Source organism: Antrihabitans cavernicola (assembly GCF_008297975.1).
GTDB classification, from domain to species: Bacteria; Actinomycetota; Actinomycetes; order Mycobacteriales; family Mycobacteriaceae; genus Antrihabitans; species Antrihabitans cavernicola.
Genome location: NZ_VLNY01000004.1, coordinates 142,664 through 154,893, shown reverse-complemented (window position 1 = coordinate 154,893; position 12,230 = coordinate 142,664). Strand labels below are relative to the sequence as shown.

Below are 12,230 nucleotides of genomic sequence, written 5' to 3'. Positions count from 1 at the left end.
TCTGCGCATACTGAAGGGCGAGGGACCCGGCGGATGAGGGTGACCGGGCCACTCGCCCCTCGCTGTCAACAGTAGCGCGGCCGAGTCCACAAAGCTGCAGTTCAGCGGATACTTTTCGACCTAAGTAAAGAAACTCACGGACTGGTATCGGCTATTTTGCGTGCGTCGAGTCGGTTTCTGCCTCGCTACAGCAGCCACCGGGGTCAGATGCGGGCTAACCTGAGGCAACCCGGTCGGCCGTCATGTGCTCGGCACGAAGATGGTGGCAGCCGCCGCGACCGCCTCGATGGTGAGGGGCAGCGGCGCCAGCGGTTCGCCGTCCGCGTCCGCTTTGATGCCGTCCGCCGTCAACCGAACCCGTTTGGAGCGGTACGTATCGACGGTATCGAGCTTGACGTGCGTGCCCTTGTAGATCGTCGGCATCAACATCGCCAAGCGAAGTCGGCTCGCGTGGCGCACCACAGTCACATCGAGAAGACCGTCGTCGACCACCGCATCCGGACAGATCCGCATGCCGCCGCCGTACGATCGCGTGTTCCCGACGGACACCAGCGTCGCATCGACCTCGATCGTCTCGTCGTCGAGTTCGATCCGATACGGAATCGCCCGCAGCCCGGCCAGTTCGGCGAGAATCGCGACGTTGTAGCGCATCGGACCTTTCGGCCATGTCAGCGAGTTGGCGCGATCCGTCACTTTGGAGTCGAAGCCACTGGCTAGGACCGTCAGGAACCAGGCATCGCCCACCCTGGCCAAGTCGATCGTCTTCGTTTTGCCGGCAACTACCACGTCAGCCGCGGCTTCGGGATCGCCTGTCGGTATCGAGAATTCGCGCGCGGTGTCGTTGCCCGTGCCCGCCGGAATCACTCCGATCGGCACCCCCGACTGTGCGACAGCCTGGATGCCCGCGGAGATCAACCCGTCGCCCCCGACGCATACCAACGCCTGCGCGCCGTCCGCGACGGCCTGACGTGCCAACGCGACCGACGCCGCGGCACTGTTGCCCTGCAGTTCGGTCACTGCCAGGCCGCGCTCGCGAAAGCGCGTGATGGCGCGAGCCCCTGCAGCCTTCGCTGCGCCTTGACCCGAAAGCGGATTCGTCAGCACCGCCACGGCGGTGGGACCTTGCGTCACGGAATCAGCTTGCCGGGGTTGAGGATTCCTGCCGGGTCGATGGCCGCCTTCACCGCACGGAGTACCTCCACGCCGAGCTCGCCGACCTCGTCGGTCATCCATGGGCGGTGATCGGCACCGACCGCGTGATGGTGCGTGATCGTGGCGTCGACGCTCACGATGGCGTCGCCCACGGCTTTCTTGGCGATGGACCACTGCGCGATCGCATCCTCCTTCGCTGCACAGATGATCGTGAAGTACAGCGACGCACCGGTGACGTAGGTGTGCGAGATGTGGCACAGCACGAGCGGCGGGGTGCCCTGGCCGCCAAGCGAGTCCGACAGAGCGGAGGTGACGGCGGTACGCAGGGCACCGAGATTCGACCACACCGTTGCGGTTTCCATCGTCTCGCACAAGACGCCGGCATCGAGGAGTGCGTCACGCATGTACGGCGCGTTGAACCTGCCGTGCTCCCACTGCTGCGCGGGTTCCGCGCCCAACGCGGTGCCACCGGCGGCGAGGAGGATGGCGGTCGCCTCGGCCTGTCTGGCCTCGACATGAGCAGGAGTGCCTTCGAACGTGGTGATCGCAAGACAGCCCGAAACGCCACTGTCGCTGCCGATACGATCCGACATCGCGAGGTTCACGCCGGTTTCGGCCTCGTCGGAGAGCCGCATGACGGTCGGTGTAGCACCGGTCTGGATGACCGAACGCAGTGCGGCAGCGCCGGTTTCGAAGTTGGGAAAGGACCAGCCCTGGTAGCCGGTGGTCTCGGGGACGGGATGCACGCGCACCGTCACCGCGGTGATCACGCCGAGGGTGCCTTCGGAGCCGACGAAAAGTTCGCGCAGGTCCGGGCCCGCGGCCGAGGCGGGCGCCTTGCCGAGATCGAGGGTGCCGCGCGGCGTCGCGATCTGCAGGCGATGAACCATGTCGTCGAACCGGCCGTAGCCCGCGGACGCCTGACCGGACGACCGGGTGGCGGCATAACCACCGATACTCGCGAACTGGAAGCTCTGCGGAAAGTGGCCGATCGACAGGCCATGTTCGCCGAGCAGCGCTTCTGCCTGCGGCCCGGTCAATCCGGCGCCGAGGGTGGCAAGTCCGCTGACCGAATCGACAGCGACCAGCGCGTCCAGGCGGCGCAGGTCGAGTGTCACCACAGCCGCGAAGTCCCCGCGAGCCGGGTCGACGCCGCCCACCACGCTGGTGCCGCCGCCGAACGGAACAACAGCAATGGCGTTCTCGGCGCAGTAGGCCAACAGCGCGACCACCTGATCGTGATCGGCTGGGAACAGGATCGCGTCCGGCGCGGCCTGCGGTTCACCCGATCGCCGACGCAGTAGATCGAACGTGCTCTTGCCGCCGGCATGAATCAGACGGTCCTCGTGCGCGATGCTGACGAACTCGTCGCCGACAATTCCGGCCAATCCGGAGCGCTGATCGTCGGTAAGAGCAGAGTCACGCAGAGCTACATCGGCGACTGCACGCGAGTCTGCGACGCCCTCGCTCACTCCTAGCGCCGACGAGATCAGCGCTTTGACCTCGGGGGACAACTCTTTGTGGCCCGATTCGACACCCCAGGCGTTCCACACCATGGTCGGGGCGGGCTCGGACGGTGTGGCGGGCAATTGGGGAGCGGAAGTCGCGTTCATGCCTTACAGTGTTACACACAATGACCATTCGTAACGCAACATCGTCGGGACGCAGCGCTGAGACCGAGCGGTCTGTCGACGATCAGATCCTGGACGCCGCTCGTGCCTGCGTCGAGGAGTTCGGGGTAAAGCGAACGACGTTGACAGAGGTCGCTCGGCGAGCGAGCGTGAGCAGGCCGACCGTCTATCGCCGCTGGCCGGACAGCAACGCCCTCGTCGGCGACATGCTCACCCGCGAGGTGCGCTCGACCCTTGCGGGAAGCGATCTGATCGGGTGCGATTCGCGAGCGAAACTCGTGCAGACGATCGTCGACGGAATCGCATTGCTGCGCGATCATCCGTTGTTCGCCAAGATCTTTCGCACCGATTCCGACCTGCTGCTCACCTACATCGTCGACCGCCTCGGTCGCAGCCAGATCGAACTCCTGACGTTCTTCACCTCTGCAATCGAGGCGGGCCAACGCGGCGGAAGCATCCGTACCGGCGATCCGAACCGTATGGCGACCATGTTGCTGCTGATCAGTCAGTCGGCGGCGCAATCAGGGCGAATCGTCGAATCACGCTTGGGCGTAGACGACCTCGCGACCGAACTCGCCCATGCCATCGACAGTTACCTTCGACCTGTTGGAGATTCCCTGTGACGACATCGTCCGCACTAAACGCACACCGCCGCACGTCCGAGCTCGAACAACTCGGCGACGGCGAAGTCATCGACCTACTGGTGATCGGAGGCGGCGTCACCGGCGTGGGCATAGCCCTCGACGCGGCGTCGCGTGGGCTGAGCACCGTACTGGTCGAACGCGAGGATCTCGCATTCGGCACCAGCCGGTGGAGTTCCAAGTTGGTGCACGGCGGGTTGCGCTACCTCGCCAGCGGCAACGTCGGCATCGCGCACGAGAGTGCCGTCGAGCGCGGGATCTTGATGGAGCACACCGCACCACACCTGGTTCATGCACTCCCCCAGCTTGTTCCGATGCTGCCGAACGTTCCGTTGCTCTCGAAGTCCATGGTGCGAGCTGGATTCGTTGCCGGTGACGTCCTGCGTCGCACGGCGGGAACGAGCCCGAGCTCGCTCCCACGGTCACGTCGCGTCAGCCGCGCCGAGGCCCTGCGATACGCGCCGACCGTCCGGGACGCCGGACTGCGCGGCGGCATCGTCGCCTGGGACGGCCAATTGGTCGACGACGCCAGACTTGTGGTCGGAATAGCGCGCACCGCCGCATCGTTCGGCGCCAAGATCCTCACGCGTGTCGCGGCTAGCGACGTGACCGGAACCTCCGCAACGCTGCACGACACTCGCACCGGCTCCGAGATCGCCGTCACCGCGCGCGCGGTCGTCAACGCCGCAGGCGTCTGGGCCGGCGAGGTGAACCCGGAGATCACCCTTCGTCCCAGCCGCGGGTCGCACCTGGTTTTCGCCACCGAATCGTTCGGTGGTCTCGGAGCGTCGCTCACCGTCCCCGTCCCCGGCAAGGTCGGCCGCTTCGTCTTCGCCTTCCCTGCCGCACACGGTCGGGTCTACCTGGGACTCACCGACGAAGCCGCGCCAGGGCCGGTCCCGGACGTTCCGGTTGCCACCGATTCGGAGATCGACTTCCTGCTCGACACCATCAACACCGTGTTGCGAGAACCCCTGACCCGCAAGGACATTCTGGGCACCTACGCGGGCCTGCGCCCGTTGCTCGACACCGGTGACGGCAACACCGCCGACCTCTCCCGCGACCATGCGGTGCTGCGAGCGGCCAACGGTCTGATCACCGTCGTGGGCGGCAAACTCACCACCTATCGCAAGATGGCCGAGGACGCCGTCGACGCCGCTGTCACCGACGGTAGGCTCACCGCCGGACCGTGCCTGACCAAGCGGCTACCGCTGGTCGGCGCAGCGAAAGGCGCTGCCCGTGATCGCATCGTGGCACCGCAACTCCTGATCGGCCGCTACGGAACCGAGGCGCCGTTGGTCGTGGCTGCCGCGCAGGGGAATTCGAGCCTGCTGTCCCCGATCGCGCCCGGACTCGACGTCAGCGCAGCCGAATTCGCCTTCGGCATCAGCCACGAAGGCGCGTTGACCCCGGACGATCTACTCGATCGCCGTACTCGAATCGGAATGGTGGAGTCGGATCGCGATCTCGCGCTGCCCGCCGCCGAAGCGGCATTCGGCTGATCAGCGCGCGTTACGCCACATCGCGTAGACCGTGGGCCCGCCGTCCGCGACGACGATTTCGTCGGTCACCTCGAAGCCGAATCGCTGGTAGTACGGCACGTTCTCGGCTTTGCTCGATTCGAGGTACGCGGGACTGTGTTCGGCATCGCAGCGGTCCAAACGCGACCGCATGAGGGTTTGTCCGTACCCCGCGCCGCGGGCGTCCGGATCGGTACCGATCATCGCCAGGTACCAGTGCAGTTCGGTGGGATGTTTCGCCTTCATCGTCTCGGCGATAGCCCCACCGACCTGTAGCCGCCGACCGAAGGCCCGAACCAGTGCAGGGAACATGCGGAGGTCGGTGAGCGTCGACTGCTGCCAGCCTCCCGGCGGGTCCCACAGTGCCGCACCCACCACGGTGCCCGAATCGTCGGTGACCACTTCCGCGCCGCCACCCGCGAGGTGGTGGTACTTCGTCAACGCGGCGAACAGCCGAGGCAACCCGCGCCTGCGCGCCGCGACATCCGGCCACATCCACGCCATCACCGGATCGTCGTCGAAGGCTCGCGCCAACGTTCGAGCAAGATTCTTCACATCGGACGACGTCGCGGAACGCGCTGCAGAGGCCACCGCGCCAGATTACCGTCGCGATGTCCGAATTTCCCGTGCGGGACTTGACCTGGAGTGCACTCCAGGTTCTACGGTCGAATCATGACGGATGTTTCCGCACCCCCACAATCGCTGTCGATCGCCGAGGTTTCGGACGCGACCGGCCTGAGCATCGACACACTGCGCTGGTACGAACGCCAGCAGCTGTTTCCGCCGGTGACCCGCGATTCCGGCAGGCGCCGCCGCTACAGCGTCGAGGACATGAGCCGAATTCGATTGATGCTGCGGCTGCGACGGACAGGGATGCCGGTCAAGGACATCCGGCGCTTCGTCGAATTGCTTGCCGGCGGACCCGAGACACACAGGGAACGGCTGGCACTTCTGCAATCACACAGAAGCAGAATTCTGTCCGACATGGACCAGCTCGCCAAGGACCTGGATGCCGTCGACTTCAAGATCGGCCACTACACCGAACTGGTGGGCGACGGGTTGGACTGTCAGTACCCCGCATGACTCCGCTCGTCCGCGGGAGCAGTATGGAGGCATGACGCGGACTGGACCCACCGACGATATCGACGAAGCGGACGTGACGGTCTCGGCGCCCAAGAGCAAGGCCGCGGGTTTGACGGCCGTGCTGGTGTCGATGCGTAGATCACTGGAGCAGATGGGGGCCGTTCGCACCGCCCGTTCGCTGGCCCGCGTCAACCAACACAACGGATTCGACTGCCCAGGTTGCGCATGGCCCGAACCGCTCGGCCATCGCCGCCCTGCCGAGTTCTGCGAGAACGGTGCGAAGGCCGTTGCGGAAGAAGCGACGCTGCGTGAGGTGACCCCCGAATTCTTTGCGGCGCACTCGGTTGCGGAGCTGGCCGACAAGTCCGGCTATTGGCTCGGCCAGCAGGGCCGGTTGACCCGTCCGATGGTGTTGCGTTCCGGGGCAACCCATTACACGCCGATCGAGTGGGACGACGCATACCGTCTCATCGCCGACGAGCTACTTGCACTCGACAGCCCCGACCGAGCTGTGTTCTACACGTCCGGTCGTACCAGCAACGAGACCGCGTTTCTCTATCAATTGCTTGTCCGCAGCTTCGGCACCAACAACCTGCCCGATTGCTCCAACATGTGTCACGAGTCGTCGGGCACCGCGCTGACAGCGTCGATCGGCATCGGCAAGGGGTCGGTGTCCATCGACGACGTTGCGCACGCGGACCTGATCCTCATCGCGGGCCAGAATCCCGGTACCAATCATCCGCGGATGCTGTCGACCCTGGAGGCGGCAAAGGCCAACGGCGCCAAGATCATTGCGATCAATCCGCTCCCGGAGACCGGCTTGCGCGGGTTCCGCGATCCGCAGACCGTCAAGGGCGTGGTGGGCAGCGGTATCGAGATCGCGGACGAATTCTTGCAGATCCGTCTCGGCGGTGACATGGCCCTGTTCCAGGGTCTCGGCCGACTCCTGATCGAAGCGGAGGATCGGGCCCCGGGCACGGTGCTCGACCGCGCGTTCATCGACAAGTACTGCGCGGGCTTCGACGCCTACGCCGATCACCTACGGGCCGTCGACATGGACACCGTGCTGGAGGCGACGGGGCTCAGTCGCACCCAACTCGACGACACCGCGGCAGCGTTGATCGCGTCGCAGCGAACGGTGACGTGTTGGGCGATGGGCCTCACCCAACACACCCATGCGGTCGCCACGATCGAAGAGGCGACCAACCTGTTGTTGCTGCGCGGAATGATCGGCAAACCGGGTGCAGGCGTATGTCCGGTACGCGGGCACTCCAACGTTCAGGGTGACCGAACCATGGGCATCTTCGAGAAGATGCCGGAATCGTTTCTGGCAGCGCTCGAGACCGAGTTCGGCATCTCCAGCCCGCGCAGGCACGGCCTCGACACCGTCGACTCGATCAAGGCGATGCGCGATGGACGGGCACGGGTGTTCATGGCGATGGGGGGCAACTTCGTCAGCGCGACACCGGACACCGAGGTCACCGAGGCCGCACTGCGCAACTGCAGTCTGACGGTGCAGGTTTCCACCAAACTCAATCGCAGCCACGTGGTCCCCGGCGCTCAGGCGCTGATCCTCCCGACGCTGGGGCGAACCGATCTCGACATTCGCGGCGGCACCAAACAGCATGTTTCCGTGGAAGATTCGATGTCGATGGTTCATCTGTCCACCGGCAGGTTGACGCCGGTGAGCGATCAGCTGCGCAGCGAGGTGGCCATTGTCTGCGAGCTGGCCGAAGCACTGCTAGGTTCCGACCATCGGGTGCCGTGGGCGCGTTTCGCCGTCGACTACGACCGGGTACGCGATTCCATCTCGCGCGTGGTCCCGGGCTGCACCGACTACAACGTTCGGGTGCGCGAGCGCAACGGTTTTCTGCTCCCCCACCCGCCGCGCGACTCCCGCGAATTCGTCACCGACACAGGCAAAGCCAATTTCGCGGTGAACGATCTCACCTGGGTGCCCACCCCGGCAGGCAAGCTGATTCTGCAGACCATGCGCAGCCACGATCAGTACAACACCACCATCTACGGTCTCGACGACCGCTATCGCGGTGTCAAGGGCGGACGTCAGGTTCTGCTCGTCAATGCCGAAGACATCGCCGAACTCGGCTTCCACGACGGCGACCACGTCGACATCGTGTCGGAATGGCGCAACGGTGATGCGCTGCAGGAACGCCGCGTGAAGAACTTCCGCATCGTCGCCTACAGCACTCCAAAGGGCAATGCCGCGGCGTACTACCCGGAGACCAATCCGCTGGTTCCGCTCGACCACGTTGCAAAGAAATCGAATACGCCCGTATCCAAAGCTGTTGTGGTGCGCCTCGAACCGGCAGGATCGCCCTGATGGGACGGGTGACCGTCCGACGTCCGGTACGGCGGGTTTCCGCATCGGGCACCACGCGGAGGCCTGACACCATCGCCGTCGAAGAGCCGATGGAAATCAGGATCGACGGCACATCGCTGACCGTCACGATGCGCACACCTGGCAACGACATCGACCTGATCCACGGCTTCTTGCTCGGCGAAGGAATCATCGGCGATCGCGCCGACATCGCCGCGATCCGCTATTGCGACGGCAAGGACGCCGACGGCGTCAACACCTACAACGTCCTCGACGTCACGTTCGCGCCGTTCGCCGATCCCGTTGCAGCACTGGCGAGTCGCCAGTTCCTGACCACAAGCGCGTGCGGCGTCTGCGGCAAGGTATCGCTGGACGACGTGCGGACCAAGTCCCGATTCGACATCGCAGCAACCACTTTCACCGTCGATGCGGAAACGCTGTCCTCGATGACCGAAACGCTGCGCCGCAGCCAACGGGTATTCGACGCAACCGGCGGTCTCCACGCAGCCGGGTTGTTCACAGCCGACGGCGCACTGTTGACCGCCCGCGAGGATGTCGGTAGACACAACGCCGTCGACAAGGTGATCGGGTGGGCTGTCGGCGACGGCCGACTCCCGCTGTCCGAGTCGATCTTGATCGTCAGCGGACGAGCCTCGTTCGAACTGGTCCAAAAAGCCGTGATGGCAGGCATTCCCGTTCTCGGCGCGGTATCGGCACCGTCGTCGTTGGCCGTGGACCTCGCCGACGAATCCGGGCTTACGCTGGTCGGGTTCCTTCGCGGCGAGTCGATGAACATCTACACCGGCGATCATCGGATCAAGACCGCTTGACCTGGAGTGCACTCCAGCACATACCGTCGTACCCATGACCGACGTATTGGGCGACAACCTGACCACAAGCCAACTCGGATTCGGCGGCATGGCGCTGACCCCCGTCTACGGCGACGCGGATCCCGCCGAATCGCTTGCCACCCTCGACCACGCGCTCGATATCGGCGTCACCTTCATCGACACCGCCAACGTCTACGGCGGTGGTGCGAACGAGGAGCTGATATCGAAGGTGGTGGCCAAGCGACGCAGCGAGGTCACCCTCGCCACCAAGTTCGGCATCTCCGGCAATCCGGCCGCCGGTGAGCGGGCAACCCGCGGCGACCGCGCCTACGTGCTGCAGTGCGTCGACGAGAGCCTCGGCAGGCTGAATACCGACGTGATCGACCTCTACTACCTACACCGCCTCGACCCGAACACCCCCATCGAGGAAACGGTCGGCGCCATGGCCGAGCTTGTCGCCGCGGGCAAGGTGCGTCACCTCGGCCTGTCCGAGGTGACGGCCGACGAACTGCTTCGCGCCCAGGCGATCCATCCGATCGCCGCGGTGCAGTCGGAGTGGAGCATCTGGAGCCGTGACGTCGAGGCCAAGGTGGTGCCGACGGCAGCAGAACTGGGTGTCGGATTCGTGCCCTACTCACCGCTGGGGCGCGGCTTCCTCACCGGCACCGTCGATGCGACCACGCTCGGAAAGAACGACTTCCGGCGCCAGATCCCCCGCTTCGCCGACGGCGCGATCGACACCAACCAGGCCGCGGTCGACACCGTTCGCTCCGTAGCGGACGCAGTCGGCGCGACGCCCGCGCAGGTCAGCCTCGCGTGGCTGCGGTACAAGGGCGAACAGTTCGGCCTGTCCGTGGTCCCCATTCCAGGAACCCGGCGAGCGAAGCGGATCGACGAGAACGTCGCCTCGCTGTCCGTTGTGCTGGACACCGCACAGCTCGCGACGCTCGACGGCGTCGCCGCATCGGTCGCCGGTGCGCGCAGCAGCGACGCCACTTGGGTGTCGTCCGGCCGCGAATAGCTGTCGGTGCCGATGGGTACCGTCGCTGACATGGCATTGACACGAACCGAACGCGAAAAGTTTCTGTCCGAGCCGCACATCGCTGCGCTGTCCGTCGACGCCGGCCCCGATCGGGCGCCGCTCACAGTGCCGATCTGGTACCAGTACCTGCCCGGTGGGCAACCGTGGGTTCTCACCGGGAAGACGTCGAAGAAGGCGGAGCTCATCCGGGCCGCCGGGCGGTTCACGCTGATGGTGGAGCGGCTAGAGCCCAGCGTCCGATACGTCAGCGTGAGCGGGACGGTGGACCGTATCGACGAGGGAACGCACGAGCAGCTCCGGGAGATGACGTCACGCTATCTTCCGGCGGACAAGGTGGATGGCTACCTCGAGTTCGCGAAGAACAACCTCGAAGACGAGGTCGCGATCTATCTGCGTCCGGAGCATTGGCTGTCAGCGGACATGGGATCGGCCTGAGACACCGAACGGGCGGTTGCCGTGCCATCCAGCGAGTGGAGGCCTCGGTAACCGCCCGTTCGGCGTGTGCGAAAGCTATGCAGATTTGTCGCGACGCTCGGCGCGTTGCGCCTTACGCGGCACGATGGTCGGCAGCACGTTGTCCACCACCGTCTCCGCGGTGACGACCACCTTGGCGACGTCGTCGCGGCTGGGGATGTCGTACATCACCGGGTTGAGAACTTCTTCCATGATGGCGCGCAGTCCACGGGCACCGGTGCCGCGCAGGATGGCTTGATCGGCGATGGCTTCGAGAGCTTCGGAGGTGAACTCCAACTCGACGCCGTCCATCTCGAACAGCCGGGTGTACTGCTTGACCAGAGCGTTCTTCGGCTCGGACAGAATCGTCACGAGCGATTCCTTGTCCAGACTGGTCACCGATGCGACCACCGGCAGACGACCGATGAACTCGGGAATCAGCCCGAACTTGATCAGGTCTTCCGGCATGACCTCGGCGAAGTGATCCTGCGTGTCGATGTCGGCCTTCGAGTGCACCTCGGAGCCGAAGCCGATGCCACGCTTGCCGATGCGATCCGACACGATCTTCTCGAGCCCCGCGAACGCACCGGCAACGATGAACAGCACGTTGGTGGTGTCGATCTGGATGAACTCCTGGTGCGGGTGCTTGCGACCACCCTGCGGCGGGACGCTGGCCTGCGTGCCCTCGAGGATCTTCAGCAGCGCCTGCTGCACGCCCTCACCGGACACGTCACGCGTGATCGACGGGTTCTCGCTCTTGCGGGCGATCTTGTCGACCTCGTCGATGTAGATGATGCCGGTCTCGGCCCGCTTGACGTCGTAGTCGGCTGCCTGGATCAGCTTGAGCAGGATATTCTCCACGTCTTCACCGACATAGCCGGCCTCGGTGAGCGCAGTGGCGTCGGCAATGGCGAACGGCACGTTGAGCATCTTCGCGAGCGTCTGGGCAAGATAGGTCTTGCCACAGCCCGTAGGCCCGAGCATCAGAATGTTCGACTTCGCCAATTCGACCGACTCGCCGCCGCGGGCATCGCGACCTTTGTCGCCTGCCTGGATGCGCTTGTAATGGTTGTAGACGGCCACGGCGAGGGTGCGCTTGGCGGTGTCCTGACCGATCACGTAGTTTTCGAGGAAGTCGCGAATCTCGCGCGGCTTGGGCAGCTCGTCGAGCTTCACCTCGCTGGACTCGGCCAGCTCCTCTTCGATGATCTCGTTGCACAGGTCGATGCACTCGTCGCAGATGTACACCCCAGGACCCGCAATGAGCTTCTTGACCTGCTTCTGGCTCTTACCGCAGAAAGAGCACTTCAGCAGATCGCCGCCGTCACCGATGCGCGCCATCTTGTCAGGTCCCTACTTCCTAGTCTGCGTGCAACCGTCGGATCCAGATGTATCGGAACCGAAAGCCCATGGTGAGACCGTACCCGCAGATCGGGAGCGGGGGCGACTTCTTACCGGTGATTCGTAGCCGGAACACCGCATAATCTGTCGTCCTCCCGTCCGATCGACGAGGCCGAGCCTCGTGAACAACGCCGATGGA

Annotated in this window: 11 protein-coding genes; 7 read left to right on the top strand and 4 right to left on the bottom strand. The window is 64.9% G+C overall.

The window, feature by feature from the left end; genetic code table 11:
- Positions 1-240: 240 nt before the first annotated feature.
- The gene (locus tag FOY51_RS10520) at positions 241-1,131 is read right to left on the bottom strand and encodes a diacylglycerol kinase (RefSeq protein ID WP_235916241.1); all 891 of its coding nucleotides are present in this window, start codon (positions 1,129-1,131) and stop codon (positions 241-243) included.
- Positions 1,128-2,708 (bottom strand): FAD-binding oxidoreductase, encoded by a 1,581-nt coding sequence (locus FOY51_RS10515; RefSeq protein WP_149430426.1) that lies wholly within the window; start codon positions 2,706-2,708, stop codon positions 1,128-1,130. Before FOY51_RS10515 ends, FOY51_RS10520 begins: the two co-directional genes overlap by 4 nt.
- Positions 2,709-2,785: 77 nt before the next feature.
- Here FOY51_RS10515 and FOY51_RS10510 point away from each other — a divergent pair, with 77 nt between their 5' ends.
- Together FOY51_RS10510 and FOY51_RS10505 are read left to right on the top strand one after the other, a co-directional pair.
- A complete protein-coding gene (locus tag FOY51_RS10510) occupies positions 2,786-3,406 on the top strand; it encodes a TetR/AcrR family transcriptional regulator (protein WP_149430189.1) in 621 nt (206 codons plus the stop codon).
- Entirely contained in the window at positions 3,403-4,926 is a 1,524-nt protein-coding gene (locus FOY51_RS10505; RefSeq protein WP_149430188.1) for a glycerol-3-phosphate dehydrogenase/oxidase, read from the top strand. The genes FOY51_RS10510 and FOY51_RS10505 overlap by 4 nt, the downstream gene beginning before the upstream one ends.
- On the opposite strand, the gene FOY51_RS10500 is transcribed toward FOY51_RS10505, so the two are convergent.
- Positions 4,927-5,535: a GNAT family N-acetyltransferase gene (locus tag FOY51_RS10500; protein WP_235916240.1), complete on the bottom strand. Its 609-nt coding sequence runs from the start codon at positions 5,533-5,535 to the stop codon at positions 4,927-4,929. It lies immediately after the preceding gene.
- Positions 5,536-5,616: 81 nt separating this feature from the next.
- Here FOY51_RS10500 and FOY51_RS10495 point away from each other — a divergent pair, with 81 nt between their 5' ends.
- Genes FOY51_RS10495 through FOY51_RS10475 form a run of 5 tightly spaced genes read left to right on the top strand, consistent with a single transcriptional unit; the run spans position 5,617 to position 10,672 of the window.
- Entirely contained in the window at positions 5,617-6,027 is a 411-nt protein-coding gene (locus FOY51_RS10495; protein WP_149430187.1) for a MerR family transcriptional regulator, read from the top strand.
- Between the two features lie 31 nt (positions 6,028-6,058).
- Positions 6,059-8,368: an FdhF/YdeP family oxidoreductase gene (locus FOY51_RS10490; RefSeq protein ID WP_149430186.1), complete on the top strand. Its 2,310-nt coding sequence runs from the start codon at positions 6,059-6,061 to the stop codon at positions 8,366-8,368.
- Positions 8,368-9,195: a formate dehydrogenase accessory sulfurtransferase FdhD gene (fdhD, locus tag FOY51_RS10485; protein WP_149430185.1), complete on the top strand. Its 828-nt coding sequence runs from the start codon at positions 8,368-8,370 to the stop codon at positions 9,193-9,195. Before FOY51_RS10490 ends, fdhD begins: the two co-directional genes overlap by 1 nt.
- Before the next feature lie 34 nt (positions 9,196-9,229).
- Positions 9,230-10,216: an aldo/keto reductase gene (locus tag FOY51_RS10480; RefSeq protein ID WP_149430184.1), complete on the top strand. Its 987-nt coding sequence runs from the start codon at positions 9,230-9,232 to the stop codon at positions 10,214-10,216.
- A gap of 30 nt (positions 10,217-10,246) precedes the next feature.
- Entirely contained in the window at positions 10,247-10,672 is a 426-nt protein-coding gene (locus FOY51_RS10475) for a pyridoxamine 5'-phosphate oxidase family protein (RefSeq protein ID WP_149430183.1), read from the top strand.
- A gap of 75 nt (positions 10,673-10,747) precedes the next feature.
- Here FOY51_RS10475 and clpX read toward each other — a convergent pair whose 3' ends face one another.
- Positions 10,748-12,031 (bottom strand): ATP-dependent Clp protease ATP-binding subunit ClpX, encoded by a 1,284-nt coding sequence (gene clpX / locus FOY51_RS10470; protein WP_149430182.1) that lies wholly within the window; start codon positions 12,029-12,031, stop codon positions 10,748-10,750.
- Positions 12,032-12,230: the final 199 nt, after the last annotated feature.

Coding starts and splice junctions, on each gene's coding strand:
- FOY51_RS10515 (WP_149430426.1), bottom strand. CDS start 2,708: ATGGTGTGGAACGCCTGGGGTGTCGAATCGGGCCACAAAGAGTTGTCC.
- FOY51_RS10510 (WP_149430189.1), top strand. CDS start 2,786: ATGACCATTCGTAACGCAACATCGTCGGGACGCAGCGCTGAGACCGAG.
- FOY51_RS10495 (WP_149430187.1), top strand. CDS start 5,617: ATGACGGATGTTTCCGCACCCCCACAATCGCTGTCGATCGCCGAGGTT.
- FOY51_RS10490 (WP_149430186.1), top strand. CDS start 6,059: ATGACGCGGACTGGACCCACCGACGATATCGACGAAGCGGACGTGACG.
- fdhD (WP_149430185.1), top strand. CDS start 8,368: ATGGGACGGGTGACCGTCCGACGTCCGGTACGGCGGGTTTCCGCATCG.
- FOY51_RS10480 (WP_149430184.1), top strand. CDS start 9,230: ATGACCGACGTATTGGGCGACAACCTGACCACAAGCCAACTCGGATTC.
- FOY51_RS10475 (WP_149430183.1), top strand. CDS start 10,247: ATGGCATTGACACGAACCGAACGCGAAAAGTTTCTGTCCGAGCCGCAC.
- clpX (WP_149430182.1), bottom strand. CDS start 12,031: ATGGCGCGCATCGGTGACGGCGGCGATCTGCTGAAGTGCTCTTTCTGC.